The sequence below is a fragment of the Aliivibrio sp. EL58 genome, assembly GCF_900312675.1.
In the GTDB taxonomy this organism is placed as follows: Bacteria; Pseudomonadota; Gammaproteobacteria; order Enterobacterales; family Vibrionaceae; genus Aliivibrio.
Genome location: NZ_OMPC01000009.1, coordinates 499,645 through 526,134, shown reverse-complemented (window position 1 = coordinate 526,134; position 26,490 = coordinate 499,645). Strand labels below are relative to the sequence as shown.

The 26,490-nt window shown below is 37.3% G+C and carries 33 protein-coding genes; 16 read left to right on the top strand and 17 right to left on the bottom strand.

Going from position 1 to position 26,490, the window contains the following annotated elements; genetic code table 11:
- Positions 1-33 precede the first annotated feature (33 nt).
- The 7 genes from ED622_RS13335 to ttcA all read left to right on the top strand — a co-directional run bounded on the left by ED622_RS13335 (position 34) and on the right by ttcA (position 6,735).
- On the top strand, positions 34-513 hold the full coding sequence (locus ED622_RS13335; RefSeq protein ID WP_122034783.1) for a FixH family protein: 480 nt from the start codon (positions 34-36) through the stop codon (positions 511-513).
- An 18-nt stretch (positions 514-531) separates the two neighbouring features.
- Positions 532-2,910 carry a heavy metal translocating P-type ATPase metal-binding domain-containing protein gene (locus tag ED622_RS13330; protein WP_122034781.1) on the top strand — a complete coding sequence of 793 codons (2,379 nt, stop codon included), beginning with the start codon at positions 532-534 and terminating at the stop codon, positions 2,908-2,910.
- Complete coding sequence (ccoS, locus tag ED622_RS13325) at positions 2,903-3,073, top strand: cbb3-type cytochrome oxidase assembly protein CcoS (RefSeq protein WP_045102074.1); 171 nt, start codon at positions 2,903-2,905, stop codon at positions 3,071-3,073. Before ED622_RS13330 ends, ccoS begins: the two co-directional genes overlap by 8 nt.
- Positions 3,063-3,737 (top strand): sulfite exporter TauE/SafE family protein, encoded by a 675-nt coding sequence (locus ED622_RS13320; RefSeq protein ID WP_122034779.1) that lies wholly within the window; start codon positions 3,063-3,065, stop codon positions 3,735-3,737. Before ccoS ends, ED622_RS13320 begins: the two co-directional genes overlap by 11 nt.
- A gap of 95 nt (positions 3,738-3,832) precedes the next feature.
- Complete coding sequence (locus tag ED622_RS13315; protein WP_060990993.1) at positions 3,833-4,585, top strand: FNR family transcription factor; 753 nt, start codon at positions 3,833-3,835, stop codon at positions 4,583-4,585.
- 149 nt (positions 4,586-4,734) lie between these two features.
- On the top strand, positions 4,735-5,682 hold the full coding sequence (gene uspE, locus ED622_RS13310) for a universal stress protein UspE (protein ID WP_122034777.1): 948 nt from the start codon (positions 4,735-4,737) through the stop codon (positions 5,680-5,682).
- A gap of 129 nt (positions 5,683-5,811) precedes the next feature.
- Complete coding sequence (gene ttcA, locus ED622_RS13305) at positions 5,812-6,735, top strand: tRNA 2-thiocytidine(32) synthetase TtcA (RefSeq protein WP_122034775.1); 924 nt, start codon at positions 5,812-5,814, stop codon at positions 6,733-6,735.
- A gap of 93 nt (positions 6,736-6,828) precedes the next feature.
- Here ttcA and ED622_RS13300 read toward each other — a convergent pair whose 3' ends face one another.
- Genes ED622_RS13300 through ED622_RS13290 form a run of 3 tightly spaced genes read right to left on the bottom strand, consistent with a single transcriptional unit; the run spans position 6,829 to position 9,070 of the window.
- The gene (locus tag ED622_RS13300; protein ID WP_122034773.1) at positions 6,829-7,476 is read right to left on the bottom strand and encodes a DUF2987 domain-containing protein; all 648 of its coding nucleotides are present in this window, start codon (positions 7,474-7,476) and stop codon (positions 6,829-6,831) included.
- Between the two features lies 1 nt (position 7,477).
- Complete coding sequence (locus tag ED622_RS13295) at positions 7,478-8,212, bottom strand: glucosaminidase domain-containing protein (RefSeq protein WP_122034771.1); 735 nt, start codon at positions 8,210-8,212, stop codon at positions 7,478-7,480.
- 9 nt (positions 8,213-8,221) lie between these two features.
- Positions 8,222-9,070 (bottom strand): hypothetical protein, encoded by an 849-nt coding sequence (locus ED622_RS13290; protein WP_122034769.1) that lies wholly within the window; start codon positions 9,068-9,070, stop codon positions 8,222-8,224.
- Between the two features lie 326 nt (positions 9,071-9,396).
- On the opposite strand from ED622_RS13290, the gene potA reads away from it, so the two are divergent.
- The 5 genes from potA to ED622_RS13265 all read left to right on the top strand — a co-directional run bounded on the left by potA (position 9,397) and on the right by ED622_RS13265 (position 14,524).
- Positions 9,397-10,515: a spermidine/putrescine ABC transporter ATP-binding protein PotA gene (gene potA, locus ED622_RS13285; protein WP_122034767.1), complete on the top strand. Its 1,119-nt coding sequence runs from the start codon at positions 9,397-9,399 to the stop codon at positions 10,513-10,515.
- Complete coding sequence (gene potB, locus ED622_RS13280) at positions 10,499-11,356, top strand: spermidine/putrescine ABC transporter permease PotB (RefSeq protein WP_045102066.1); 858 nt, start codon at positions 10,499-10,501, stop codon at positions 11,354-11,356. Before potA ends, potB begins: the two co-directional genes overlap by 17 nt.
- On the top strand, positions 11,356-12,126 hold the full coding sequence (gene potC / locus ED622_RS13275) for a spermidine/putrescine ABC transporter permease PotC (RefSeq protein ID WP_122034765.1): 771 nt from the start codon (positions 11,356-11,358) through the stop codon (positions 12,124-12,126). The genes potB and potC overlap by 1 nt, the downstream gene beginning before the upstream one ends.
- A gap of 110 nt (positions 12,127-12,236) precedes the next feature.
- Positions 12,237-13,271, top strand: coding sequence for an extracellular solute-binding protein (locus ED622_RS13270; protein WP_122034763.1), 1,035 nt, complete (start codon positions 12,237-12,239; stop codon positions 13,269-13,271).
- A 209-nt stretch (positions 13,272-13,480) separates the two neighbouring features.
- Entirely contained in the window at positions 13,481-14,524 is a 1,044-nt protein-coding gene (locus tag ED622_RS13265; protein ID WP_122034761.1) for an extracellular solute-binding protein, read from the top strand.
- Positions 14,525-14,612: 88 nt separating this feature from the next.
- Here ED622_RS13265 and cobB read toward each other — a convergent pair whose 3' ends face one another.
- Together cobB and ED622_RS20170 are read right to left on the bottom strand one after the other, a co-directional pair.
- Complete coding sequence (gene cobB / locus ED622_RS13260) at positions 14,613-15,326, bottom strand: Sir2 family NAD+-dependent deacetylase (RefSeq protein ID WP_122034759.1); 714 nt, start codon at positions 15,324-15,326, stop codon at positions 14,613-14,615.
- Between the two features lie 100 nt (positions 15,327-15,426).
- Positions 15,427-15,537, bottom strand: coding sequence for a DUF3894 domain-containing protein (locus ED622_RS20170; RefSeq protein ID WP_371413437.1), 111 nt, complete (start codon positions 15,535-15,537; stop codon positions 15,427-15,429).
- On the opposite strand from ED622_RS20170, the gene ED622_RS13255 reads away from it, so the two are divergent.
- Positions 15,494-16,405, top strand: coding sequence for a LysR family transcriptional regulator (locus ED622_RS13255; RefSeq protein WP_045102060.1), 912 nt, complete (start codon positions 15,494-15,496; stop codon positions 16,403-16,405). The genes ED622_RS20170 and ED622_RS13255 overlap by 44 nt on opposite strands.
- 292 nt (positions 16,406-16,697) lie before the next feature.
- Positions 16,698-17,918 carry a NupC/NupG family nucleoside CNT transporter gene (locus tag ED622_RS13250; protein WP_122034757.1) on the top strand — a complete coding sequence of 407 codons (1,221 nt, stop codon included), beginning with the start codon at positions 16,698-16,700 and terminating at the stop codon, positions 17,916-17,918.
- 137 nt (positions 17,919-18,055) lie between these two features.
- On the opposite strand, the gene ED622_RS13245 is transcribed toward ED622_RS13250, so the two are convergent.
- The 6 genes from ED622_RS13245 to ED622_RS13220 form a co-directional block, all read right to left on the bottom strand.
- A complete protein-coding gene (locus ED622_RS13245) occupies positions 18,056-18,346 on the bottom strand; it encodes a putative quinol monooxygenase (protein WP_045102058.1) in 291 nt (96 codons plus the stop codon).
- 75 nt (positions 18,347-18,421) lie between these two features.
- Positions 18,422-18,733, bottom strand: a complete 312-nt coding sequence (locus tag ED622_RS13240) for a cupin domain-containing protein (RefSeq protein WP_122034755.1) — start codon at positions 18,731-18,733, stop codon at positions 18,422-18,424.
- A 12-nt stretch (positions 18,734-18,745) separates the two neighbouring features.
- Positions 18,746-19,402 (bottom strand): Qnr family pentapeptide repeat protein, encoded by a 657-nt coding sequence (locus ED622_RS13235; protein WP_122034753.1) that lies wholly within the window; start codon positions 19,400-19,402, stop codon positions 18,746-18,748.
- Positions 19,403-19,581: 179 nt separating this feature from the next.
- Positions 19,582-20,013: a hypothetical protein gene (locus ED622_RS13230; protein ID WP_122034750.1), complete on the bottom strand. Its 432-nt coding sequence runs from the start codon at positions 20,011-20,013 to the stop codon at positions 19,582-19,584.
- Between the two features lie 148 nt (positions 20,014-20,161).
- Complete coding sequence (locus ED622_RS13225; protein WP_122034748.1) at positions 20,162-20,773, bottom strand: sugar O-acetyltransferase; 612 nt, start codon at positions 20,771-20,773, stop codon at positions 20,162-20,164.
- Between the two features lie 50 nt (positions 20,774-20,823).
- A complete protein-coding gene (locus ED622_RS13220; protein WP_122034746.1) occupies positions 20,824-21,267 on the bottom strand; it encodes a PACE efflux transporter in 444 nt (147 codons plus the stop codon).
- Positions 21,268-21,443: 176 nt separating this feature from the next.
- Here ED622_RS13220 and ED622_RS13215 point away from each other — a divergent pair, with 176 nt between their 5' ends.
- On the top strand, positions 21,444-21,605 hold the full coding sequence (locus ED622_RS13215; RefSeq protein WP_122034744.1) for a CCGSCS motif protein: 162 nt from the start codon (positions 21,444-21,446) through the stop codon (positions 21,603-21,605).
- Between the two features lie 46 nt (positions 21,606-21,651).
- Here the strand turns inward: ED622_RS13215 and ED622_RS13210 are convergent, their stop codons facing one another.
- Together ED622_RS13210 and ED622_RS13205 are read right to left on the bottom strand one after the other, a co-directional pair.
- Positions 21,652-21,978 (bottom strand): DUF4144 family protein, encoded by a 327-nt coding sequence (locus ED622_RS13210; protein WP_122034742.1) that lies wholly within the window; start codon positions 21,976-21,978, stop codon positions 21,652-21,654.
- A gap of 21 nt (positions 21,979-21,999) precedes the next feature.
- Positions 22,000-23,931 (bottom strand): transglycosylase SLT domain-containing protein, encoded by a 1,932-nt coding sequence (locus ED622_RS13205; protein ID WP_122034740.1) that lies wholly within the window; start codon positions 23,929-23,931, stop codon positions 22,000-22,002.
- Between the two features lie 275 nt (positions 23,932-24,206).
- Between ED622_RS13205 and ED622_RS13200 the strand changes: the two genes are divergently transcribed.
- The gene (locus ED622_RS13200) at positions 24,207-24,362 is read left to right on the top strand and encodes a carbohydrate-binding protein (protein ID WP_254052633.1); all 156 of its coding nucleotides are present in this window, start codon (positions 24,207-24,209) and stop codon (positions 24,360-24,362) included.
- A 38-nt stretch (positions 24,363-24,400) separates the two neighbouring features.
- On the opposite strand, the gene ED622_RS13195 is transcribed toward ED622_RS13200, so the two are convergent.
- The 4 genes from ED622_RS13195 to ED622_RS13185 all read right to left on the bottom strand — a co-directional run bounded on the left by ED622_RS13195 (position 24,401) and on the right by ED622_RS13185 (position 26,419).
- Positions 24,401-24,799: a DUF3465 domain-containing protein gene (locus ED622_RS13195; protein WP_162922520.1), complete on the bottom strand. Its 399-nt coding sequence runs from the start codon at positions 24,797-24,799 to the stop codon at positions 24,401-24,403.
- 63 nt (positions 24,800-24,862) lie between these two features.
- Entirely contained in the window at positions 24,863-25,408 is a 546-nt protein-coding gene (locus ED622_RS13190) for a VRR-NUC domain-containing protein (RefSeq protein ID WP_122034734.1), read from the bottom strand.
- A 68-nt stretch (positions 25,409-25,476) separates the two neighbouring features.
- Complete coding sequence (locus ED622_RS20100; RefSeq protein WP_256372595.1) at positions 25,477-25,602, bottom strand: hypothetical protein; 126 nt, start codon at positions 25,600-25,602, stop codon at positions 25,477-25,479.
- A 160-nt stretch (positions 25,603-25,762) separates the two neighbouring features.
- Positions 25,763-26,419, bottom strand: coding sequence for a bifunctional 2-polyprenyl-6-hydroxyphenol methylase/3-demethylubiquinol 3-O-methyltransferase UbiG (locus ED622_RS13185; protein WP_122034732.1), 657 nt, complete (start codon positions 26,417-26,419; stop codon positions 25,763-25,765).
- Positions 26,420-26,490 lie beyond the last annotated feature (71 nt).

The following is a 26,490-nucleotide window of genomic DNA, read 5'->3' as shown; positions in this document are numbered from 1 at the left end:
ATAATAACTAGATCTTTAATAGGAATCATTACTATGTCTCAACCTTGGTATAAGCAGTTCTGGCCTTGGTTTCTCATCATCCTTCCAGGTACCGTTGTCGTTGCATGTATATCAACTTACATTTTATTTGTAGAGCATGATGTCGATCTGGTCGCAGAAGACTATTACAAGAAAGGCAAAGCAATAAATGTCGATCTTTCAAAAATCAAAGTTGCTCAAGAACTTTCAATTTTTGCTAAGGTTCGTAGTGTAGGTAATACAATTGAAATTGAAATTGATAAAGGCAAGTTAGAGCATAACCCTGCAATTAACGCTACTTTCACCCATAGAACGTTACCAAACCACGATTTCTCGCAATTATTAACATCAGATGCGAAAAATATTTATCGTATTAACCTAGATGAACCATTAGCAGGCCCTTGGTTTATTGAATTATTACCTCATGATAGTTCATGGATGATTCAAGGCCGCACAAACTTTCCAACTGAAGATTTTTTCCCCTTAGGTAAATAGATAAGGTAAGTAAACCGTATGTCGAAGGATTGTTATCACTGCAGTGAGCCTGTACCTTCAGGCTCTAGTTTTCAAATCGATATTTTAGGTGAAACCCGTGATATGTGTTGCCCAGGCTGTGAATCAGTAGCGCAAACTATCGTTGAAAATGGCCTATCTTCTTATTATCAATATCGTACGGCCCCTGCCGATAAAGCAGATTTAGTCCCAGAACAACTAAAAGCCCTAGCTCATTATGATCATAATGAGATTCAAAAAGAGTTCATACGTACGAATAACAACTTCAAAGAAGTGACACTGTCACTCGATGGCGTTTCTTGTGCTGCATGTGCTTGGTTAATCGAAAAGCAACTTGCTAATGCACAAGGTATTCATCAAATAAAAGTGAACACCTCTACACATCGAGCATTGCTGAGTTGGAACCCAGAAGAAACTAAATTAAGTACCCTTCTTACTCTTATTCATCAACTGGGATATAAAGCAGCTCCATTTGAAGCAGACAAACAAGAAGAAGAATATCACCGTTCAATGAAGCAATACTTATATCGTTTAGGTGTTGCAGGTTTAGCTACGATGCAAGTCATGATGCTTGCCGTTGCTTTATATCTTGAAGTCTTTGGTGATCTTGATGCCGAGTTTAGAAATTACCTACGCTATGTTAGTTTAGTTTTTGCAACGCCGGTTATGCTCTACTCTGCACTGCCATTTTATATGAATGCATGGCGCAGTTTAAAAGCCAGAACCCTAGGAATGGATGTTCCCGTATCAATTGCTATGTTATTTGCTTATTTCGCAAGTGTCGTAGCAACCGTTACTGAATCTGGCGAAGTTTTCTTTGAATCTGTCGCCATGTTTACCTTCTTTTTATTGCTCGGTCGATTCCTTGAAATGCGCGCACGTCGAAAAGCAGCTGCAATTACAGGAAACCTGTTAAAGCTTATTCCAGTAATGGCAACATTAACATCAGGTAAGAAAGTTCCTGCTCGAACACTTGATGTTGATGATACGGTAATTGTTCCTCCTGGAGAGCACCTCCCTGCTGATGGTATTGTTATTTCAGGGTACAGTGCAATTGATGAGTCTATGTTTACTGGTGAATCAATGCCGGTAGCAAAAAAAGAAACCGATCCAGTTTACGCTGGTACCATCAATGGCGATGGTAACTTAACAATAAAAGTAACCAAAACTAAAGCCGATTCTTTGATATCAAACATTGTAAAACTTCAAGATGAAGCGCAAATGTCTAAACCTAAAGTTGCTGAAATTGCAGATCTGGTCGCTCGTTATTTTGTGGCTGGTATTCTAATCATCTCTGCATTTACTTGGTTTTACTGGCACGAAACAAAACCAGACGATGCTTTTTGGATCATGCTTTCAGTTCTTGTGGCTACTTGTCCTTGTGCGTTATCACTAGCAACACCGACAGCCATTACTTGTTCAACTTCTCGTTTAGCACAGCTTGGTTTAATGCTTCGTCGTGGCCATGTTTTAGAAACACTGTGTAAAGTTAACCGTTTAGTTATTGATAAAACAGGCACGTTAACCGAAGGGAATATTAGATTAACCCAAGTTCATTCCTTTACTGATATGTCAGAAGACACAACAAAAATGATAGCAGCTGAAATGGAATCTTTTGCTAATCACCCTATTGCTCGTGCTTTCTCACAATACAGAGACTCAACTCAAACTCACTTTGATAGCGTTGAAAATATCATTGGATCTGGTTTACAAGGGTTTATTGGCAATGATGAATGGAAAATTGGTCATAAAGCTTTTGCCGCGAAAGATTGTGAATTAGAAAACCATCAAGATTATCAAGTATGGTTGTCTAAAAATGGACAAGAAGTTGCCGCTTTTGTATTGGATGATCCTATTCGCCAAGAAAGCCAAGCCTTAATTCAATCATTACACCACTTAGGTATTAAAGTAACCATGCTCACTGGAGACAGCAGCTCTTCTGTGGAAAAAGTAGCTAAAGCTTTAGATATCGATGAAGTTATTTCCGGTGCAACTCCGCAAGGTAAACTGGATTATTTAAAATCGTTACCAAAACAAGAAGTGAGTTTAATGGTTGGTGATGGCATTAATGATGCCCCGACCCTCGCTGGTGCGCATCTATCAATAGCAATGGGCTCAGGAACCGATGTAGCAAAAGCTTCCGCAGATATGATCCTTCTTGGTGATAATCTTTCTCGACTTATTGAAGCGCGAGAACTTGCGATGAAAACACGAAAAATCATCCGTGAAAACTTAGCGTGGGCTTTAGGCTATAATGCCATTATATTACCGTTAGCGGTGATGGGCTTAGTTGCTCCTTATATTGCAGTTGTAGGAATGTCTGGTAGCTCTATTATTGTTGTTTCTAATTCTCTTAGGTTATTAAAAGAAAATGGCTAGTTTATATTTATTAATCCCAATCGCTATTATGTTGGTATGTGTCGCTGTTGCTGTTTTCATTTGGGCAGTAAAAAGTGACCAATTTGAAGATCTTGACCGTCAAGGAACAGAAATCTTATTTGATGAAGAAACACCAATAAAAAAGAAAAAAGATGAACATTGATTTTATCGGTGCGTTTGTTGTTGGATTAATGGGAGCCGGCCATTGCATTGGAATGTGCGGTGGTATTTCTGCTGTAATTTCAATGAATTCAGTAAAAACTGGCTACCCTCGCTGGCTATTTATTCTTCTATATAATGTTGGAAGAATTGTATCGTATACTATCTTTGGGTTTATCATTGGTGGGTTGTTCGTATCTATAGCCTCAACATCAGAAAGTTATAGTGCATTAGTTTACTTGCGTATCTTTGCCGGTTTACTAATGTGTCTACTTGCTCTTTATATTGCTAATTGGTGGAAAGGCCTTGTTTATATAGAAGTGATTGGTAAGAAACTTTGGCAATATATATCACCTCTTACTAAGCCGTTGCTTCCTTTAAAATCCCCATTTCATGCTATCCCTTTTGGATTTCTCTGGGGATGGTTACCATGTGGATTAGTTTATTCAACCTTAAGCTGGGCGGCGGTTTCAGGTAGCGCTCTCAACGGTTCTTTAGTCATGCTAGCGTTTGGACTTGGTACATTACCAGCCATGTTTTTAGTGGGTATTGGTGCACACACCTTTCATACACTAATAAATCATAAACTAACCAAAAACATAAGTGCTACTTTATTGCTCATCTATGGCATTCATACCGTTTATATTGCGTTACAACAATTAATTTAATTACAAATTTTTGCATACTTTTGTTTTTATGCTACCACTTTGGTACTGGTTAGTGCTAAAATTGACATATATCAATTATAAGAGCATTGAATCAGATGATGTCAGATAACTCAGCAAACAAACGAATCCAATCAGGCGGATGTGCTATTCACTGTCAAGATTGCAGTATCAGTCAATTATGTATTCCATTTACTTTGAATGAATCAGAATTAGATCAACTTGACGAAATTATTGAGCGTAAGAAGCCAATTCAAAAAGGCCAAGAGTTATTTAAAGCCGGTGATGAGTTACGTTCATTGTATGCGATTCGTTCAGGTACGATCAAAAGCTATACTATCACTGAGCAAGGTGACGAGCAGATTACTGCTTTCCATTTAGCTGGTGACCTTGTTGGGTTTGATGCTATTACTGATGCTGAACACCCAAGCTTTGCTCAAGCGCTAGAAACTTCAATGGTTTGTGAAATCCCATACGAAATTCTTGATGATTTATCAGGAAAAATGCCAAAGCTACGTCAACAAATCATGCGTTTAATGAGTAATGAAATTAAAGGCGATCAAGAAATGATTTTGTTACTGTCTAAGAAAAATGCTGAAGAACGTTTGGCTGCTTTCTTATACAACCTATCGACTCGTTTCCATCAACGTGGTTTTTCTCCAAGAGAGTTTCGTTTAACTATGACTCGTGGTGATATTGGTAACTACCTTGGTTTAACCGTTGAAACTATTAGCCGTTTACTTGGTCGTTTCCAAAAAACAGAGATGCTAACGGTTAAAGGCAAATACATTACGATCAATGATCATGATGCATTGGCTGAGCTTGCTGGCTCTGCTAAAGAAATCAAATAAGCCATCTTAATTAAACAATTAAAAGTGAGGTATATCTCTTGATGTACCTCACTTTTTTGTATTCTAAGCCAACAAACCTCCAACTAAACTGCTAAAGTAAATGTATCAGAACAGTTTTATGTATTTGGTTTTTACCAAGGGAGGTTAGTATGAACCGCTACCGTAAAATACTCGTTGCTGGGATCATTGAACAAAGTGAACAACCTGCTCTCGAGCGTGCATTAGAGATAGCTAAACGTAGCACCAAGCCATCTCAGATTACCCTATTCTGCACAACCTATGATTTCTCCTATGAAATGACATCAATGCTTTCTGCCGATGAAAGAACGGCAATGAGAAATGGTGTTGTTGCACAAAAAACCAAACTATTTGACGATATTGTTGAAAGCTATGATATTCCTGAGCACACCACTATTACGGTAAAAATGGTGTGGCACAATCGACCATATGAAGCGATCATCAATGAAATTTTCGATGGTGGTTATCAACTATTGGTTAAATCAACTCGCGAACATGCAAAATTAGAAACAGTCTTCTTTACTCCGACTGATTGGCATTTATTGCGTAAATCCCCTATTCCTGTTCTTTTAGTAAAAGAAAGATCTTGGCCTGATAATGGAAACATTCTTGCTTCTGTACATGTCGGCTCTGAAAACCCTGCACATCTACAGCTTAATGATAAAATGGTTGAAGAAGCGATTTACTTTGCTGACGTACTAAATTCAACACCACATTTAGTTAACGCCTATCCATCAACGCCGCCTTCTATACATGCAGAGCTTCCTGAGTTTGATGTTGTCCAATACAAAGACGCGATACGTGGACACCATTTAACTCAGATGAAAGCTCTTCGTCAAAAGCATAGTCTACCAGAAGAGCAAACTCATGTTTATGAAGGTCAAACAGAAGAAGTAATTTCCGAAGTTGAAGATGAATTGCACGCGGGACTTGTTATTCTAGGGACAACAGGACGAACTGGTTTATCAGCCATCTTTATTGGCAATACGGCTGAAAATACACTTAATTTATTAAACAGTGATATCTTAGCGCTAAAACCTGATGGCTACATAAGTCCATTAGACCCTAACCACATCTAATCAAATTGAGGGCTATTTATTAGCCCTCAACTTTCCTTCTTAAAATAATCTTTGTTGAAACTCGCATATTGACCTTGATTGGGTATAATACCCGCCTTATCGGTTCCATCATTAGGTTAGAGTAAATAAATGAGCGAATTAACCAAAGCGCAGCAATTCAATTTCAATAAACTTCAAAAGAAAATCCGTCGTAATACAGGTAATGCAATCGCTGATTACAATATGATTGAAGATGGCGACCGCATCATGGTTTGTCTATCTGGTGGTAAAGACAGCTTTACCATGCTTGATATTCTTATGGGCTTAAAGAAAAGTGCGCCTATCTCATTTGATCTAATCGCAGTGAACCTTGATCAAAAGCAACCAGGCTTTCCTTCGGAAATTTTACCAGAGTACCTAGAAAAACTAGGTGTTGAATACAAGATCGTAGAAGAAGATACCTACTCGATTGTTCAAGATAAACTGGTTGAAGGTAAAACGACTTGTTCTTTATGCTCACGTTTACGTCGTGGTATTTTATATCGTACAGCGAAAGAGCTAGGCGCAACTAAAATTGCACTTGGTCACCACCGCGATGATATTTTAGAAACGATGTTCTTAAACATGTTCTATGGCGGCAAGCTAAAAGGTATGCCACCAAAGTTAGTTTCTGATAATGGTGAGCACGTTGTTATCCGTCCGCTTGCTTACTGTCGTGAAAAAGACATTATCAAATACGCTGACATGGCTGACTACCCTATTATTCCTTGTAACCTTTGTGGTTCACAACCGAATATGCAACGTCAAAATATCAAGCAAATGCTAAATACTTGGGATACACAATTCCCAGGACGTATTGAATCTATGTTTACTGCGATGCAAAACGTAGTTCCAAGTCACCTTGCAGATTTTAACATGTTTGATTTCAAGAGCATTAACCGTGACTCAGGGATCATTAATGGTGGTGATATCGGTTTTGATAAAGAAGAAATGCCAATTCAAACTATTGATAGTGACGATGCTGTTACCGAGTTTGACCCATCTCTTCAACTAGATGTCGTTAACGTTCAGTAATCTTGATAATATAAACTACAGACAATAAAAATGGCGCTACTTAATAATAAGTAGCGCCATTTTTTATGCATTTAAGAACTTAAAAGCTTGGTATTATTTCACAAGCCATGGGGTTACTTTCAATGCTGTTGCTGGTAACTCAAAAGAAACACTCTCATTAAACTTTCTAAGATCAATCGTCGCTTTTGCATTTTCAACAGGAATAACCGTACCATCAGAGACTTTTATTGACGACGTTACATTGTCACTAAAAACAAAGCGAACCCCTTCAACATCTGGCATGAAATATTTAGAGAACATACCACCAATATCAGAAAGCATTGCATCCATTTCAGTCGTTAATAAAGCCAGTTCATTAAAGCTGACAGAACCAGATAACGCTTTATCTGCTAATACTTCCATCGAAATATCGCATTGCTTACCTTCTTCTGTTTGAATATAAACCAATGGATTGGCTGATTTTAGATTGTCATCAATTGGAAGAGGCAATTCCTGACTACTTGGGATTGTAAATTCCTCGTAATGCTCTTCTTTTTCCATCCATGCTTTTGTTATATGACACGCTTTACCAGTTTGTGAGTCATTAAAAAACAGTGCCATACGAACGTTATCATGACCTTCTTTCTGATTCACTTTTAACTGGTAATACAGTTTCGAATATGTAAAACGATACTGCTCAGCTTTAACTGGTAACGCCAAACACAACAGTGACAACGTTGTCGCACCAATCCATTTTTTCATTTTATCTCCAATACTGACTATTATGTCGGATCATCGCTTGGATCTCTTCAACGTAAGCTTCGCCACGCTCAGAGTAACGAATAAGTCCATTTGCTAATGCATTCGCTTCTTGTTCTGGTGTTAACGCTTCAGGGGAGCTATGTAGCTTCGCTCGAATAATACGAAGTTCTGCATACGCATTATTACGATTTACATTCATAAAGTACGCATGAACTGCGCCTTGAGATGAATCAAACTTAGCGACTTCATGAGCAGCACCTTCATTACGCTTACTTGGTACTACACCACAACCTTTAGTGTAACACCATTGACCAAAGTAGTTATTGGCTTCACGAGCAAAACGAGAAGTCCCCCACGCTGATTCATTCGCACCTTGGCTTAATACAAGCGGTGCTGGAATATAGTCAACTTTAACAAGCATTGCATTGACCCAATCAGCTGTAATACCAGAATCAGTCAACGTCTCTTTATATAACGTTGATAACTCAGTTGCTCGTTCTAGCTCTTTAGAAGAAACGTCAGTGTCATTATCTAGTTTCATCACTAATGACTCTAAGAATTCACGTTCTTCTTTTACTCGGGCATTTTCAGCAATAACAGCTGGGTACATAAAGTTAAAGAAAGCCGCTTTTTTCTCTTTTACATCAGTAAAAGCTTTAAAATCAGGCACGTCTTCTTTTGGCGTACATGCAGCAATCATTAGTACTGTTGATAATATCAGAATTTTTTTAATCATTTTTAATACTCACGCGTTGAAAATATTATTGTTTACATCTTTATTTTGGCGGTGCTGAGCCTCACCATCGTTACTGCCACCATTACTATCGTTATCATGGTCGTTATCAGATACCATTACTTTCAATGTAATACCAAACATATTTCGATATAAGATCCCTTTTACATTAAAGATAAATGGCATAACCACGATTAAACCCACACCATATAATGCAATACCAAATACTAAAGCCAACATGATCACGATATGAATAAGCAGCATCGAGGTTAGTTTTTTATTTGTCGCTCTAAAAGAGAGTAATAATGCTTTTAATGGCGGAATTTTTTTCTCACACACTAATAATAGAGCAAAACCAAAGGCCATCGATAAATACAAGGCAATCATAGGCAAATAAATATTCACTAAACCCTGAAGGACTTCAGAAAGAATCGTCACTAACGCAACCATCCCTGCAGATGCAATACCCTTAAAAATATAGCTTGAACGACACTTCAACCCAGCAGCGTGACTCATCCCCATTAAGCTAGCACCAGCAGTTAATGGCGAAACGATGACTTGTGCACTCAAACCGGCAACGAATGCCGCATACGAAATTTGAGTCGTTAGCTCTGTTTCACCTAAAAAAGCACGAAATAACACAGCCGGATCACCGAGTTGTACTTGTAAGGCTATAAAAAATACCGCCATATAAGAAAAGGTTAATAATAAGATTGCTGGAGAAAACGTAAAAAAATGCGTAACGGTATTCTTCCAAGCTTCTTGGAGTACGCTCACAGGACTTAATTCTACTTGCCCTGAGATTGCTTTCTCAATACTTCCACCAAGAAGAAAGGTTTTTTCTTTTAGTTGATCGCTCATTTCTGTGTACCACAATAAAACATGCTGCGATTATACGGTGTTCATTCACTTAGTGCAGTAGACAAAAAAAAGAAATTTACGAATCCTTTAAAAGTAATGATTTTTAATTGTAACAAAATGGAGCAACTTACTGATTTTTGTCTATAATAAAGCTCAAGTTATGTACACTAAACCATTAAATGATGACATGTAATAAAAAAAATTGAATAATCAAATAAAAAACCCTTTTCATATCGTAACTTGGGGTCTATTATGCGCCCGAAATCCCATCTTACATTCATAACACTAAGCGCGGTATCACTACCCAAGGCGGAGATAAAAAGACATTGAACGTTACACAACAATCCGAAAAAGAAGCCGTTATTAAATTAACAGGCATTTCAAAAAGTTTTGATGGCAAAGAAGTGATCTCTAAATTTGATTTAGATGTAAATCACGGTGAATTCTTAACAATTCTTGGCCCGTCAGGTTGTGGTAAAACCACAGTGTTACGCATGATCGCAGGTTTTGAAACCGCAGATGCAGGAACAATTTTACTGGATTCGACAGATGTAACGTCAATACCCGCAGAACAGAGGCATGTGAATACCGTATTCCAAAGCTATGCCCTATTCCCACATATGACGGTATTTGAAAACGTTGCGTTTGGTCTACGTATGCAAAATGTGCCAAGTAATGAAATTGAACCTCGCGTAACTGAAGCGTTACAGATGGTTCGACTAGCACAAATGGCAAATCGTAAACCTCATCAGTTATCTGGTGGACAACAACAACGTATCGCTATTGCACGCGCAGTAGTAAATAAGCCTAAGGTTCTACTATTGGATGAATCTTTATCTGCTCTTGATTACAAATTACGTAAACAAATGCAAATTGAGCTTAAACAATTACAACGTCAGCTGGGTATTACTTTTATCTTTGTAACTCACGATCAGGAAGAAGCTCTTTCGATGTCAGACCGTATTATTGTTATGCGTGATGGTATTATCGAACAAGACGGAACGCCTCGTGAAATTTACGAAGAACCTAAGAACTTATTTGTTGCTCGCTTTATCGGTGAAATCAACGTGTTCGCAGCTACTGTACTAGAACGCCTTGATGAAAAACGCATTAAAGCTGAAATCGAAGATACGTCTGCAATTGTTTACTGTGAACTGGATGTTAATCCTGGTGACAAAGTAAAAGTATTGCTGCGTCCTGAAGATTTACGACTTGAAGAAATTAAAGAATCAGATACTAAAGGCATCACAGGTTACGTTCGTGAACGTACCTACAAAGGGATGACATTAGATTCTGTACTTGAATTAGATTCTGGTATGAGAGTAATGATCAGTGAGTTCTTTAATGAAGATGATCCAGATGTTGATCACTCTTTAGGTCAAAAAGTAGCAATTACTTGGGTTGAAAGCTGGGAAGTGGTGTTAGCAGATGAACAAGAAGTTTAATCTCCAAAATATCATCATCACAATTATCGTAACTTGGTTACTGCTGTTCGTTTTCATTCCAAATGTAATGATTATTGGCACCAGTTTCTTAACTCGTGATGAAGCAAATTTAATTGAAATGACGTTTACGATGGATAACTATCTACGTCTTTTTGATCCTCTATATGCAAAAGTACTGTGGCACTCATTTTATATGGCCATTGTTGCAACGCTAATATGTTTAGTTGTGGGTTACCCATTCGCTTACATTGTTGCAAAAATGCCTGAAAAATGGCGTCCATTTATGCTGTTTTTGATCATTGTTCCTTTTTGGACTAACTCATTGATCCGTACTTACGGGTTAAAAATAGTGTTAGGCACGCAAGGTATCTTGAATAAAAGCTTAATTGCTATGGATATCATCGATAAACCAATACGTATTATGTACACAGAAAGTGCAGTTATGATTGGTTTGGTCTATATCCTATTGCCTTTTATGATCTTGCCACTGTATTCCGCCATTGAAAAACTGGATGGTACATACTTAGAGGCTGCTCGTGATTTAGGTGCAAACAAACTTCAAACATTATGGAAGATTGTTTTGCCACTAACAATGCCAGGAATTATCGGTGGGTGTCTGTTAGTTCTTCTACCTGCATTAGGGATGTTCTACATTTCTGATCTACTAGGTGGCGCGAAAAACCTATTAATTGGTAACGTTATTAAGAGTCAGGTTCTTAATGCTCGTGACTGGCCATTTGGTGCAGCAACCAGTATTGCCCTAACCTTAGCAATGGCATTGATGCTGTACGCATACTATCGTGCAGGCAAGTTATTAAATAAAAAGGCGGATCTAGATTAATGGGACGCACAATAAAATTCAGTTTCATGAGTTTGGTATATATTTTCTTATACCTACCAATCATTGTTTTGATTGTGAACTCATTTAACGCAAGTAAATTTGGCATGAAATGGGGCGGCTTCACAACTAAATGGTATGAAGCGCTATTAAATAATGACAGTTTAATGCAAGCGGCTTGGCACTCAATCACTATTGCAGTGATTTCAGGTACAGCAGCAACCGTTATTGGTAGCTTAACGGCAGTAGCCCTATTCCGTTACCAATTTAAAGGCAAGAAATTCGTAAACGGTTTATTGTTTATCGTAATGATGTCACCTGATATCGTGATGGCTATTTCATTATTGGCTATCTTCTTGGTGATCGGCTTTGAACTTGGCTTTTTAACCCTGTTAATTGCTCACATTACTTTCTGTCTGCCATTTGTGGTTGTGACAGTATACAGCCGCTTAAAAGGCTTTGATGTGAAGATGCTTGAAGCGGCCCGTGATTTAGGGGCAAGTGAATGGGTAATTCTAAAACAGATTATCTTACCGCTTGCAAAACCAGCCGTTGCTGCAGGTTGGCTATTGAGCTTTACATTATCTCTTGATGACGTAATTATTAGTTCATTTGTAACGGGTCCAACTTATGAAATTTTACCTCTGAAGATATACTCAATGGTAAAAGTTGGTATTTCACCTGAGGTCAATGCCCTAGCAACAGTAATGTTAATTGTTTCACTTGCTTTAGTTGTACTATCTCAATTACTAGCAAGAGAAAAAATAAAGTAAATTACAAATTAATGTTAAAATCAATTGTTTAGTATAAACAATAGAATCTGGAAGACATGCCTTTTGTTCGACATGTCTTCTTTTTTATCACTCTAATGGAGAGTCAATCAATGAACAAAATGGCTGCGTTTTTTACTGGAACCGCCTGTGCTTTAGCACTAACAATGAATGTTGCTAACGCAAAAGAAAATGATGAATTGGTATTCATGAACTGGGGACCATACATCAACAGTGATATCTTAGAAGAATTTACTAAAGAAACTGGCATTAAAGTTATCTACTCTACTTATGAGTCTAACGAAACTTTATACGCAAAAATGAAGGCTCATAACAAGGGTTACGATCTTGTTGTTCCTTCAACTTATTTCGTTGCAAAAATGCGTGACGAAAAAATGCTACAACCAATTGATAAATCAAAAATTTCAAACTTTAATGGCTTAGATACAAACTACCTAGATAAAGCATTCGATCCAAAAAATGAATACTCTATCCCACACGTAGTTGCTATTACGGGTCTTGCCGTAAATACTGAAATGTATAATCCAGACGATTTTAATAGCTGGAGCGACCTTTGGAACCCAGAATTTGAAGGTCAATTAATGTTAATGGATGACACTCGTGAAGTGTTCCATATTGCATTACGTAAATTAGGCTACTCTGGTAACTCAACAAATCCAAAAGAAATTGATGAGGCTTACGCTGAACTGCAAAAACTAATGCCAAACGTATTAGTGTTTAACTCTGATAACCCTGCAGCACCATACATGGCTGGAGAAGTTGGTCTTGGTATGCTTTGGAATGGTTCAGCGGCGGCAGCACAAGCAGAAGGTCTACCAATCAAATTAATCTTCCCTAAAGAAGGTGGCATTGGTTGGGTTGATAACTTTGCTATTCCTTCTGGTGCAAAAAACGTAGAAGCATCACATAAGATGATCGACTTCCTACTTCGCCCAGAAATTGCAGCACGCATTTCAGGTGATACTGGTTACTTAACAGCAGTTAAAGCATCAAATGATAAATTTAAAGATGTAGCTCCACTGTTCCCATCTCAAGAAGATCTTGACCGTGTTGAATGGCAATCTGCCGTTGGTGATATGACAGTGAAATACGAAGAGTACTTCTTAAAACTGAAAGCCGGACAGTAACCTAACCCTTTACTGACCTTAATTAATGGCAGCGTTTACGCTGCCATTTTTATATTTATAGATAGCGTATATTCACTCTTTACTCCCCCTTCTTTCCTTAAAAACTAATCTATATCAAGCCCTTGATTTATAAACCCATGAAGTCTGTCTCAATTATTGCTATAATGTTCGGCTAATTAATGGAAATCCCTCTGATATAGGAGAAGGAAATGAAAAAGTGGACCACTCTCGTCTCTACAGGACTGTGCGCTGCAGCCTTAATCGCTGGTAATGCACAAGCTGCAGATAAAGAGCTCTATTTTTACAACTGGTCAGAATACATCCCTAATGAAGTACTAGAAGACTTCACCAAAGAAACTGGTATCAAAGTCTATTATTCAACTTATGAGTCTAACGAAAGCATGTATGCCAAGTTAAAAACTCAAGGTTCTGGGTATGATCTAATTGTTCCTTCAACTTACTTTGTGTCTAAAATGCGCAAAGAAGGTATGCTACAAAAAATTGATAAAACAAAACTGGCTCATTTTAAAGATTTGGATCCGAACTACTTAAATAAGCCGTTTGACCCAAATAATAACTACTCTATTCCTTATATTTGGGGCGCGACAGGTATCGGTGTTAATGCTGATATGATGAACCCGAATGAACTTCACTCTTGGAATGATTTCTGGGATGAAAAGTGGCAAGGTCAGTTAATGATGATGGATGACTCACGTGAAGTGTTCCACATCGCTTTAACAAAGCTTGGTTACTCAGCAAATACAACCAATCCAGATGAAATCAAAGCCGCTTATGAAGAACTTAAAAAACTGATGCCAAACGTATTAGTATTTAACTCTGATTTCCCTGCAAACCCATATCTAGCAGGTGAAACAAGCGTTGGTATGCTTTGGAATGGCTCAGCTTACATGGCTCGTGAAGAAGGCGCTGACATTCAAATCGTTTGGCCTGACAAAGGCACTATTTTCTGGATGGATAGCCTAGCAATTCCTGCTGGTGCTAAAAACGTAGATGCAGCTCATCAAATGATGGATTTCCTACTTCGTCCTGAAAATGCAGCAAAAATTGCATTAGAAATTGGTTACCCAACACCAGTTAAATCAGCATACCCTCTTCTTCCAAAAGAATTTGCTAATGATCCAAACATCTTCCCACCACAAGAAGTAATGGATTCAGGCGAATGGCAAGATGAAGTCGGTGAAGCAAGCGCACTTTATGATGAATACTTCCAACGTCTAAAAGTAGATATGTAATATAATTCGACTTAACTTCATCAAGATTGAAGTTACCTAATAAAAGCCAATGAATCACAGTATTCATTGGCTTTTTTAATGATAAGGCTTAGCTCTCTAATAACTCTGAGACTAACTCAGGAACTAACACCCCAGCCTTACCATAACGCTTCTCTTCAAACTCATCGTCAACTGCACTTGGCTCTAGATTGATTTCAATCGTATGCGCACCATGAAGTTTCGCTTCATGCACAAAACCCGCAGCCGGATACACAGAGCCAGACGTGCCTATTGAAATAAACAGATCAGCCTTACTTAGCGCATCGTGAATCTGTCCCATATCTAATGGCATTTCACCAAACCAAACTACATGAGGTCGTAATTGTGCGGGGATCTGGCAACAATGGCAGAGATCGCCAGTATGAATATCATCCGTACACGTAATCACTTGATTTGATTCTTCACAGCGTATTTTATTCAATTCACCATGCATATGAATCACATTTGAACTGCCACCACGTTCGTGCAAATTATCAATATTTTGCGTCACAATAGTAACCGTGCCATCGAGCTCTTTTTCAAGCTTAGCGAGCGCTTTATGAGCCGCATTGGGCTGTATAGCATCGCTTTTTAACAGAGCACGGCGCTTATTATAAAAGTCTTGAACTAAATCAGGATCCTTTAAAAAACCTTCAGGTGTCGCTACGTCTTCAATTCGATGATTTTCCCATAAGCCATCACTTGCACGAAACGTTTGAATTCCTGATTCAGCAGAGATCCCTGCTCCTGTTAAAATAACAATATTCTTATATGGAAATAGCATTTCATTATCCTTAGCCGCCGTCTTTTATCCCTAAACACTATCATGAAAAAACGATGCCTTTTCAATAGATAACTTAAAACAAAGACACAACTCACTTTATTCAATTCAATCGCTCTATTACAATAGAGATGTTCTTTTTACTGTTAAAGTTACCAATAGAGAAGCCTATGTTAAAGCAAGCCAAACAAATGATCGTGTTCAATGCGCTCACTCAGCAGAAAAGCTTTACCAAGGCCGCTCAGCTTCTGGATATTTCGAGAACGCAAGTTAGTCTTCAAATTCAGCTCCTTGAAGAGCGTTTAGGTGTTCAGTTAGTACAACGAACTACGCGCTCTTTTTCCCTTACTGAAGCAGGCCAATCGTTCGCAGTGCATTGTGCCAATATCGCCGATGAAATTAACGAAGCTGAAAATGAGCTGCTTTCTAATATCGATACACTAAATGGTAAGTTACGTGTCGGTATCGCACAGTCTTTTGCAACCAATCATATATTGCCGTATTTATCTGAGCTTCATCAGCGCTATCCACAGCTTAATATAGAGATAACTTTGTTTGATCATAAGATTGATGTGATTGCAGAGCAATTAGACTTATGGATAGGTGTGATGGATTCTCCTCCTGAAGGATTTGTCGCAAGGCATCTTATTGATTGTCATTTTGTGCTAGTCGCTAACTCTACCTATCTAGCTAAACATGGGATCCCTTATCATCCTTATGATCTTAAAAAGCATAACTGTCTAACTTACATGAGTCGTGAGCGTAAAGATAATGTGTGGGGTTTCCATAAAGGAGATGAGAATCTACAAATAAAAGTATCAGGGAATTATCGAATTGATTCTGCCGATGCGATTCGTAACGCGACCGTGTCAGGTAATGGTATAGGCTACATTGCGACTTATCTGCTTTCTGATGAATTACGAACTGGTAAGCTTGTGCAACTTCTTCCTGATTGGGAATTAAATCAATCAATGCCTCTTTATGCTGTTTATCCGCGTCGTAAATTCTTAGCCAAAAAAGTACAGATCTTTATGGAGTTTGTTCGCCACCACATTAATGCAGAGAAGATTGATAATGTGTAATGGTTACCTAATCAACTTTTCAATCTTTGTTAATTATATTAATCGGTAAAAAATCACCTCACTTTAGGGATAATAATCATAATTAACTCGCATTATTATCCCATATACTAACAACTGACTCTTTTATATGTGATAAAACTCTCAAATATGCTTTTATTGATGAAACTATAAACAAATCACCTTATTTTTGTTATGGCTATGTAGTTTCAATAACATTTTGATCCTTGTCACACTTTTATTTTTGACTAGAATACCCCCGCAATCATTAACTAAATACTATTGGAGTTTGACCTTGAACTTTTTGGTCAGTATTTTAGGCATTGTTTGCCTATTCGCGATTGCGTTTCTTTTTTCAGAAAACCGACAAGCCATCAAATGGCGCACTGTATTAGGCGCGTTCTTAATTCAGTTATTGTTCGCCGGGTTCATCCTCTACGTACCAATTGGCCAAACTATCCTTAATAGTATCTCCATGGCTGTTTCAGACATTATTGCTTATGGACGTGTAGGCACAGAATTCCTTTTTGGTGATTTAGCCCAATACAAATTAGGCTTTATTTTTGCTGTCAACGTTTTGCCTACCATCGTTTTCTTCTCTGCATTAATCTCTGTTCTTTACTACTTAGGTATCATGGGATGGATAATTAAAATTATTGGCGGCGGTTTACAGCGCTTCCTTGGTACAACTCGTACAGAATCAATGTCAGCAACCGCTAATATCTTTGTTGGTTCTGTTGAAGCACCGTTAGTTGTTCGCCCTTTCCTTGCTAAAATGTCTCGTTCTGAATTGTTTGCCGTAATGGTGGGTGGTTTAGCCTCTGTCGCTGGTGGAACAATGGTAGGTTATGCAGGTTTAGGCGTTGAATTACGTTACTTAATCGCAGCAAGCTTTATGTCGGCTCCTGCTGGATTAATGATGGCTAAACTTATTGTTCCACAAACTGAAGAAATTAATGAAGCGGTTCAATACGAAGAAGATACTGTTGATGATGCACCTGTAAATATTATTGATGCAGCCTCACAAGGTGCATTAAACGGATTACAAATTGTCTTCGCAGTAGGTGCAAGCTTACTGGCTATTATTAGCTTAATTGCCCTAGTAAATGGTGGATTACATAAAGTTGGCTTATTAGTTGGTTTTGATAACTTAAGCTTAGATCTTATTTTTGGTTACCTATTTGCCCCTGTTGCATGGTTAATCGGTGTTCCATGGTCAGAAGCAACCGTTGCTGCAAGTTTAATTGGTAAAAAAATCGCGATTAATGAATTTGTAGCCTTTGCAGATTTAATGGCAGTAAAAGACCAATTAAGTGAGCATTCTCAAGCTATCGTTACCTTTGCTTTATGTGGCTTTGCAAACTTAACTTCTATTGCCATGTTAATGGGTGGATTAGGTGGCGTAGTACCGAGTCGCCGTCCAGATATTGCACGCCTAGGGATGAAAGCTATCTTTGCCGCAACATTAGCAAACTTAATGAGCGCAACAGTTGCTGGTATCTTCCTTTCCTTCTAAGGGAGTCGATACTAAAAGATACATAACATATAAAAAAGCCACTCATGATGATACGTGAGTGGCTTTTTCTTATTCATGACTTACTAGCTATACAATAAGCTTGCTGCATCTAATAAATCGTCGGTGTTTAATCTGTACTAAAGCTTCGTCATGCGATTAAGTACAAATGAAGCGACTGAGCCGTCTACCGCTTTTACATACTCAGCAATATGAGCCGCATTTAAATGATCTTGTAAAAGCGCTTCGCTTTCCCATTGCTCATGGAACACAAATACACACGGGTTGTCATTGTCTTGATGTAAATCATACTGAATACAACCAACTTCTTTGCGTGTTGGTTCAAGTAACTTAAGCATTTCTGCTTTAACAAATTCCGCTTTACCTTCTTGTGCTTCAATTCTTGCAACAATAGTCAGTGTTTGAGTCATTATATTTGTTCCGTTCTATTAATAGAGAAGACAGAGTAAACGATTAAAAGCCCAAATGTAAGAACCTTCATTTACTCAATAGAAGACCGCTAACCAAATCGTTAAATTATCAGGATCTGTTTTACTCACTTTATGTTTTTGATGTGCAGGGATAGTTAAGTAATCTCCCTTACATAATGTTTTCTCTGTTCCATCTTCAAATACAATCGTACCAAAACCTTCAAGTACTAAAACCCATTCATTTTCATCTTGATCATACCAACCAGATTCAGGAGAGCTTTGGCCTGACGATACTATTCTCTCTATACGCACAGAATGACTTGTCACTAAATCAGTAAATACCTCATTGCTGAGATCATTAGGAAGGTTTGTAAATAAATTATCCATCCCACTCTCCTATTAATCAGGTAAAACGACTAAACCCAGTGGTTCTAATAATTGCTCTTGTTGCCAACCACAAATTTTAACGCCTGTTAAATCAACCCTACGAGGATCTAAGCCTTCTAATTCACAATGACACAAATTAGCATCTTGCATTTTAAATTGTCCCCATACGTCTTCAGAGAATGAACCACGAGATAAATCAGAGCCCTTAAATGAAGCCCCCTGTAAATTAGCACCGTTCCATTTATTCTCAAATAAATCACACTTTTCTATGCACAAACGTTCAAAGTTTGCATAAGACAAGTTACAACCCGTGATATAGGCAGAGCAGAAATACATTTGATGGCTAATTTGATTTACAAAACTGGCTTGAGAAAAATTAGCCCCTTTTAGATCGCAATCTCTGAACTCTACTCCGAATCCATTTGCGCCTTTAAAGTTAGCCATGGTTAAGCGACAATTTTTAAACGAAGCATCACGCAAGTCGCTGTAATCAAAATGGCAGCCTTCAATTGCACCTTGTTCAATGAAAGTACAATCAACAAATCGAGCGTCTCTAAGGTTTGCGCGGCTAAAATTACAACAATAAAACTTACACCCTTCATAATAAGAGTCACTTAAATCTTGGCGTGAGAAATCTATTTTGTCGAATACTTCATTATATATAGCCATGTTTAACCTCTCTAATTTGTGTCAGAGAAGACTATCAGTATCTCTAATAAATACCAATAAATATAAAACCTTTAAAAACAGCAAGTTAAAACCATGCTAAATCGCTAATTTAACCCACTAAATACACTCTGTCGGCAACAGTAATTAGATGGAAACCCGAGAATCTCAATAAAAAAGTTTTAGCTTGTAACGCGCATTAGAGAGAGATTCATATGAACTGATTTAATTGTTGAAACTAGATACGTATTTTTACTTTTTGAGCGAAGAAAGAATATCACTTGCTTACTACGGGGAAGATTTAACTTTAGGATACTATCGCAACAATACATAAGTAATTGTGTTGCCTTATTTTCCCACTCTTCTTTTGTGTCTTCTGTGGACATTGACGCATACAAATTCGTTTTTTGATCTAATCGTTCAGTCATCAAAATAGCTTTTGAATTAAAAATAACGTCTTCACATGCTTTGACCTGACTTTCAGCCAATAACCTTTTTACAAGAATGGCCTGTGCAGCACTGCTTAAAGTAATCGTACTGACAAAGTCATGCTCATTGAAGTAAAGATCAATAGCCCTATTTAATTGATGTAATGCGATTGCTACATTGTCCATAACTGCCTCCTTGGCTATGCAATCGATAGACTATATCCCAATAATAAGCCTACCAATTTATAGTCTAAGAGATTTTATAAACGCATAATGCAATCGCGATCACTAATAACATAAGTTGTTCAAAAAAAGACAATTGTTAATTCTATCTTTAATTATGTACATCAAACAATGGCAACCACATTTCATCTAATTCTTCATTTGTCGGCATTTTACTATGAGAAATTGACTTAATTACACGACAAGGATTACCAACAGCAACACAATCAGAAGGAATGTCTTTGGTGACAATACTCCCCGCTCCAATAATGCTTCTATTACCAATGGTTACCCCATCCAGAATAACACTATTAGCACCAATCCATACATTATCGCCAATAACAATAGGATTACCTGTAGCAATAGGAAGCACTCGTTCAGCAAGATCAAAAGGATGTCCGGCAGTGCTAATGACTACATTAGGACCAATTTGAACGTATTCACCAATAGTTACGGGAGCAAGGTCAAGAATAGTGACACCTGTGTTTAAAAAACCGCCTTGTTTAAAACAAATGTTTTTCCCCATATCACAATAAAAAGGAGGAATGATGGTAACTCCTTTATTGCCTCCTAAGAGATCATCCAATAGAGATTGTCTAAGTACGCCTTGTGACGGGCGGCTATGATTAAAATCATAGAGTTTTTCTTTTACTTGGTTTTGAAAATCCATCAATTCACGATCAATAGGAATATGCACACTAAAATCTGACAATTTATGACTCATTCTCACTCCTTGTTAAACGAGACTCCCTATTTAAATCCAACCAAATAAAACTATATTGTTACGTTCTCATTCTTTAACTGAGTTTTATGCTGTATAGGGAAAGCTTTATCATAAGCCAAGTTATAGATATAAGCATAAAACAGATAAAACACAACGAGACCAATATCTAAAATAAAGGCTTCAACTAGGCTGACATTTAAGAACCATGCTATTGCAGGAATAGTAAGAACCAATAACCCCCCTTCAAAACCTAAACTGTGCATAACACGATTCATCGTCGTTTTTACTGTGCTACCTGTTCTTCTTATCATGTAGTTATCAAATAAAATGTTATAGACATAGTTCCATCCCGTAGCCACCACAGAGAAAACAACTCCCATAATACCCACATGCCCCATTTCAAAGCCAAACTGACTTAGGACACCTACAATCAATACCAAACCAATTAATTCAAATAAAATAGCGTGACGAATACGATCTAGACGGCTTCTCATTATATAACTCCAAACGTTAATGTTGGATACATTATATCTACAGAATCGAATATAAATAGTTAGATACCATCTAAATATCAGATGAGTTAAGAGTGATAAGAATGTACTCTTGACTAATCAATAAACAATCAATAAGATGCATTTAAAATACAACTTAATAGTCATCAGGAGTTCTTATGACATTCTCACTTAAAAAGATTTTCAAAAAAGAAGAAACCAACAAAGAAACAAAAGCGGTAATTCAACAGCAGGCATCAACTAAAAGCACTGAAGACAATAAAGCAGAGAAAAAAGGAAAACACGGTGAACCTGGAGTTTGTTGCGGCTCGTGTTCATAATTTTCGCGTATGAAAACCTCGAGGTATACTTACCATCGAGGTTTCTTTATGACTCTTTTACAGATTCAATCGCGCCTTTAATAGAGTCAAAACCAACTTTAGCGGCGCAACATAAACCTAAAGAAGATTGATGCTCTTTAATTAGCTCAAGTAAAATATCCATCGTTATTGTTTTGTTGGTACTAATAATCTTAGTCATATTATTGATTGGGTCATTCAAACTAAATATAGCCCCCGTCGAATCAACCAAGATGTCTTTGTCTTGATAGCCTAAATAATGTAATTCCGATTCTATTTTCCATTCGCTTTCACTAGAAATGTAATCAAGTTCTGAATCACCTTCAAATTTTACAATTGCGGGCCAAACTACCATTTATTATCTTCCTATGTTGTATTAATTACTTTTCTTAAAGCCCCATTCTGAATCATTTAAAAAATCACCCTTTACACCTAAGACATAGCGGTAATACTCTTCAAACATTAGTATGTTTTTAACATAAACTCTTGTTTCTTTAAACGTTATAGATTCAATATAAACAAAAATATCCATCTCATCACTTGCTTGTTTTCGCCATACCCCAGCCATAGTAGGTCCTGCATTATAAGCTGAAAATGCCAGGGCTCTGTTTTGTTTATAACGTCTTAACAAGGAACTTAAATACTGACTGCCTATCGCTATGTTTTTCTCTGCATCGAACAAATCAGTAGGCTGCTTATACTTTGATTTGTATTTATCCGCCATATACTTAGCGGTACTTGGTAATACTTGCATCACACCCAACGCACCAACGGGTGATTGAGATAAAGAATTAAATCCACTCTCTTGTCTTGCTAGCGCCAATAAGGTAATTGGGTCTATCTTATGTTTTTTCCCATAATGCTTAAACAAAGAGTAATAACGAACGGGAAAACGTAAATCTATATAGTCCCATAGCTCTCCACGCAACGTACTTTCAAATGAGAAGTCATGCCAGCCCTCTTGCTTCGCATAAGCTGCCAGCTTGGCTCTATCGTCATGGCTAGCTCTCGCTATTAAGTATCTCCACTGACTTTTTGCCGGTGCCTCTTTACCTAAACGGAGTAATTCATTAACCCTTTGAAGATCTGGATGGTAATGAATTAGATCATCGAATTGAAAATCAACATTAGCAATTGGGTATTTAATTGCTCTATTTAATGTGATTGCTGCTGCAAAGCTATAAAAGTGTCGATACCCCATTATCCGTTTCAAACGAGCTTCACCTTTCTCTGTTTCTTTTAAGGCGATTTCACTCCTTGCTAACCAATACTGCCAACGATACGTTGCTTGTGCTTCATCTGATAAACGAGCAATCCAGAAGTAAGCCTCTTGCCACTTTGTTTTACTTATGGCTAAACGAACCCTTTGTTCTAATACATAATCGTTATCCGAATGTTTAAAAACGTCGTCTCTCCATGTTATTTCTTTATCATCTGTACTTTGTAAAAGTCGAACCGCAATAAATTCTGACGTATTTTGGATCTCATCGCCTTTATAAGAGTAATGGTCTGTTATATGAGTAAATGCTAAGTACGCTTTATCTATGTAATTCCGAGCCAAATGTTTTAATAGGACTTGAGCATAGTCTCGATTAAATGGCGTATCGTCTTTAGTTGTAAATGCCTTAGTTACTCTGATTGGGTTTTGATACAACATATACATTTCATTAAGGATCAAACGATCGGCTTTAGTTGAAACCAGTTTCGCAAGGTATTTTATTAACTTAGGATTTCGTTTTTCAATAGACAGCAAAGCTCGTTGCTTTATCACATCATCGGTTCTTAACCCGGCATTTACCCAATGTTGAAACAGCTCATCGCAGGCACTAGAAACACTCTTTCCATTTAGCCATAAAGATTTAGCGCCATCAAAGGCAATATCTTTTTTCCCTTGATGATAAAAGGCAGTGTAATAATAACATTGGTAGTTTTGGTCTTTAGGCAGCTCTTTCTGATAGTCTAATAGATTACCCCAGTTTCTCGTGGCTATCATGGCATTAAGATAATCAACACGTATAGATACAGAGAATGGATAATCAAAAAAATCTTGTGAGAATTGATTCACTTGTTGAGGGGTTTTGTTATTTATATCAAATAAGAAAGCGCGGTAATCAGTATAAGCTGCTAGCGGGTAGTCATCTATACTCGAACGCTTTCTATGATAAACAGAAATGTCTTTGTTATTAAACCCCTGTTGAATCGCATCATAAGCATAGCGATTTAGCCATAATTCAGATACCGCAACAGAGCTTGGGGAGCTAAACATCCCAATAAAAATAACAAACCAATTCACTTTAACTAACCGCATTGAAAATCCTTTTCCATAAATGCATAGATTGAGTTTGGTTCAGTTATATCAAATTATCTAGCCTACTGCGTTCCATTTTTTAAAAATATCATTTGTAATAAGATTTTCTTTTTCCCCTCCAACTATTAACAATATAATCAGCATTTCTTTTAGTTACACCTCATGGTGAATAACGTCGCAGATTTACACACGCCTATATAAAGTTCTTACTCATTATTTGTTTTGTAATCGGCATTTACTACACTCTTTTTTCATTTTGAAAAGGAATTTGTAAAGTGACAAAATGGCAAGTGCATAATGTTTATCAAAAAGGCAATACGGTCACTTACCAAGGAAAAATGTGGCAAGCTCAATGGTGGACACAGTTAGAAATCCCTGGGCTCTTAGAAAACTCGCCATGGGAAATAATTAAAACTTGTACACCCTTATAATGAAAATCCCCTTCTGTTTAGGAAGGGGATTTAAATTTCTATTCGTAAGTACGTCCGTTGTGCTTTAACCATCCATGAGTATGACGATTTCCTGGATCAAGATGGGTCCAATGTACGACACCGCCTTTATTTGAATATTCATACTCACCATAAAACTTAACAGTATCGCCTTTTCTTAAGTTTGGAATTCTCGGTGCTAAGTCAATATTATGTGCAATCAAAATGGTTAAGCGATTATCTAAACGAAGTATAAACTTTTGATGTCTTGAACCTTTATTATCATCCGGCAACACTCGAACAACCTCTCCAGCCCCCTCAACTTGAACATCACTACGTTGAGAATCAAAAGCACGCTTCACGTCAGCGTTACTTGCCCACGCTGAAGATGAAAACAGACCTAGAAAAAATAAGAAACTGACTAATATACGTTTGACCATAATGGACTCTATTACCTACTGCTTAATAAACATATTAAAAATTCGAGTTAATATATAAAAGAATTACACACCTAATGGGTTTGGAAATTGAACAACTTTAATATCATAACTTTTGGGAGTATAAAGGCTGCGTTCTTCTGCAAGATAGGCAACCTCTACATCACATTCTAATACTGATTTAATGTTTGATAAACAGATTAACTCGGCGTCTGAAAGGTATTCATCCTCTTTTTTTACCACCACAAACAATATAGAACCATCTGTTTTATATAAGAACAAATCAGGCTCTCCAGAAGTTACCCCTGTTCGTAATCCTTTAAAAAGAGATAACTTATTCGGATTTATATATTGTGCCAGTAAAATTCGTCCTTCAGTATACAAAGGGTTATCTGGTTCCCAATTGCCTAAAGCATAAAATGCCGTACCTAGCCAACCTTGTTTCATATATTGAGATAATCCAAAATACGCCCCAAAATACTCATTGAGTTGCTGCTCAACCACTGTTGGGGTAAATAAACTCAACGGTAACCACTCTCTCTTTCCCTTTATCCAATCATCAAGTAGTCGTTGATGATAGGTAAATACCGTTTCTTTAATCGTGTGAATCATCATAAATTCCTTTTCATAGATACAACAATACTTTTCACTTGGCATGAATCATTACAGAATAGATAGACTCATTTTTTTGAATCTTCGTACTCTTGATATTTCTTTTCTATCCAACGATGCAAATGCAGTCCCGTCTTCTTTCTCACCATGTAAGCGATAAGAGCCAGTAGTACTAAGCCTATTACTGTTCCCATTACATCCCCTTGATTTAAAACATTTAACATAGAGATAAATTACCATGAATTTAGGATGCAATTTGTGAACTTATTTAAATATCTAGAATGAAAAAAGAAGAGTTTGAGAAGAAGCACTCAGCACATTAGAATGCTGAGTGCTAAATAGCAGGTGATTTTGTTATTTTTTTCGAGCAGAAAAGAGAGCCACACAACCAATAATATTAATTTCCACATCAACAAAAGTATCGTTCAATACCGTTTCTAACGTGTGAACGTCATCGTCTTCATTAGTAAAAATCCCCTTCTTGTTATAGAAGTTCATTAATTTACTTGCAAACACATTTTTCGGAATGCCTTGGCCTAAAATAGTACTGCCAAATAACACCCCACCATCATTTAGCACCTCATGTAGATGCGTAAAAACAACGCTTTTTTCCGATAACTCTCCAGGTAAGCAATGCAGTAAATAATTGATGCTGATTGAATCAAATTTCTCACATTTAAGCTCTAGAGGATCCAGTATATTTCTACGATATACTTCTGGGTTAAAATGTTGAATAGCAGTTGCTGTTGATTCAAGGCTATTTTCATTAAGATCGACTAAAGCGACTCGTCTCTCTGTTAACGATAAATGGTTTTTTAAATAATACCCCGTACCAACCCCTACATCTAAATGGTTCTTTGATGCAAGCTCAATAAACTGTTGGCTAATTAACTTCGTTGGGCATTTCCATAAATAATGGTTTGAAAAACCTAATACCCATAAATCATAGATAGAGAGTACTTTTTTAGAATACACCGCCTGTCCAGCAAACGTTGCTGACTCTTTATTCATTACTTGTACCCGAAACTGTTTATATAAAGGAACTCGAATTTACCTGAAATACACCAGTTAGCACATCTTAC

What these genes read in the sequence shown, in the direction of transcription:
- ED622_RS20100 (WP_256372595.1), bottom strand. Translation starts at nt 25,602, where the DNA reads ATGGGAACAGTAATAGGCTTAGTACTACTGGCTCTTATCGCTTACATG.
- ED622_RS13205 (WP_122034740.1), bottom strand. Translation starts at nt 23,931, where the DNA reads ATGCGGTTAGTTAAAGTGAATTGGTTTGTTATTTTTATTGGGATGTTT.
- cobB (WP_122034759.1), bottom strand. Translation starts at nt 15,326, where the DNA reads ATGCTATTTCCATATAAGAATATTGTTATTTTAACAGGAGCAGGGATC.
- potC (WP_122034765.1), top strand. Translation starts at nt 11,356, where the DNA reads ATGGGACGCACAATAAAATTCAGTTTCATGAGTTTGGTATATATTTTC.
- ED622_RS13245 (WP_045102058.1), bottom strand. Translation starts at nt 18,346, where the DNA reads ATGACTCAAACACTGACTATTGTTGCAAGAATTGAAGCACAAGAAGGT.
- ED622_RS13190 (WP_122034734.1), bottom strand. Translation starts at nt 25,408, where the DNA reads ATGATTCACACGATTAAAGAAACGGTATTTACCTATCATCAACGACTA.
- ED622_RS13315 (WP_060990993.1), top strand. Translation starts at nt 3,833, where the DNA reads ATGATGTCAGATAACTCAGCAAACAAACGAATCCAATCAGGCGGATGT.
- potB (WP_045102066.1), top strand. Translation starts at nt 10,499, where the DNA reads ATGAACAAGAAGTTTAATCTCCAAAATATCATCATCACAATTATCGTA.
- ED622_RS13195 (WP_162922520.1), bottom strand. Translation starts at nt 24,799, where the DNA reads ATGGTCAAACGTATATTAGTCAGTTTCTTATTTTTTCTAGGTCTGTTT.
- ED622_RS13220 (WP_122034746.1), bottom strand. Translation starts at nt 21,267, where the DNA reads ATGAGAAGCCGTCTAGATCGTATTCGTCACGCTATTTTATTTGAATTA.
- ccoS (WP_045102074.1), top strand. Translation starts at nt 2,903, where the DNA reads ATGGCTAGTTTATATTTATTAATCCCAATCGCTATTATGTTGGTATGT.
- ED622_RS13265 (WP_122034761.1), top strand. Translation starts at nt 13,481, where the DNA reads ATGAAAAAGTGGACCACTCTCGTCTCTACAGGACTGTGCGCTGCAGCC.
- ED622_RS13320 (WP_122034779.1), top strand. Translation starts at nt 3,063, where the DNA reads ATGAACATTGATTTTATCGGTGCGTTTGTTGTTGGATTAATGGGAGCC.
- uspE (WP_122034777.1), top strand. Translation starts at nt 4,735, where the DNA reads ATGAACCGCTACCGTAAAATACTCGTTGCTGGGATCATTGAACAAAGT.
- ED622_RS13295 (WP_122034771.1), bottom strand. Translation starts at nt 8,212, where the DNA reads ATGATTAAAAAAATTCTGATATTATCAACAGTACTAATGATTGCTGCA.
- ED622_RS13300 (WP_122034773.1), bottom strand. Translation starts at nt 7,476, where the DNA reads ATGAAAAAATGGATTGGTGCGACAACGTTGTCACTGTTGTGTTTGGCG.
- ED622_RS13225 (WP_122034748.1), bottom strand. Translation starts at nt 20,773, where the DNA reads ATGAGTCATAAATTGTCAGATTTTAGTGTGCATATTCCTATTGATCGT.
- ttcA (WP_122034775.1), top strand. Translation starts at nt 5,812, where the DNA reads ATGAGCGAATTAACCAAAGCGCAGCAATTCAATTTCAATAAACTTCAA.
- ED622_RS13330 (WP_122034781.1), top strand. Translation starts at nt 532, where the DNA reads ATGTCGAAGGATTGTTATCACTGCAGTGAGCCTGTACCTTCAGGCTCT.
- ED622_RS13255 (WP_045102060.1), top strand. Translation starts at nt 15,494, where the DNA reads ATGTTAAAGCAAGCCAAACAAATGATCGTGTTCAATGCGCTCACTCAG.
- ED622_RS13185 (WP_122034732.1), bottom strand. Translation starts at nt 26,419, where the DNA reads ATGAATAAAGAGTCAGCAACGTTTGCTGGACAGGCGGTGTATTCTAAA.
- ED622_RS13235 (WP_122034753.1), bottom strand. Translation starts at nt 19,402, where the DNA reads ATGGCTATATATAATGAAGTATTCGACAAAATAGATTTCTCACGCCAA.
- ED622_RS13290 (WP_122034769.1), bottom strand. Translation starts at nt 9,070, where the DNA reads ATGAGCGATCAACTAAAAGAAAAAACCTTTCTTCTTGGTGGAAGTATT.
- ED622_RS13215 (WP_122034744.1), top strand. Translation starts at nt 21,444, where the DNA reads ATGACATTCTCACTTAAAAAGATTTTCAAAAAAGAAGAAACCAACAAA.
- ED622_RS13240 (WP_122034755.1), bottom strand. Translation starts at nt 18,733, where the DNA reads ATGGATAATTTATTTACAAACCTTCCTAATGATCTCAGCAATGAGGTA.
- ED622_RS13210 (WP_122034742.1), bottom strand. Translation starts at nt 21,978, where the DNA reads ATGGTAGTTTGGCCCGCAATTGTAAAATTTGAAGGTGATTCAGAACTT.
- ED622_RS13270 (WP_122034763.1), top strand. Translation starts at nt 12,237, where the DNA reads ATGAACAAAATGGCTGCGTTTTTTACTGGAACCGCCTGTGCTTTAGCA.
- ED622_RS13335 (WP_122034783.1), top strand. Translation starts at nt 34, where the DNA reads ATGTCTCAACCTTGGTATAAGCAGTTCTGGCCTTGGTTTCTCATCATC.
- ED622_RS13230 (WP_122034750.1), bottom strand. Translation starts at nt 20,013, where the DNA reads ATGGACAATGTAGCAATCGCATTACATCAATTAAATAGGGCTATTGAT.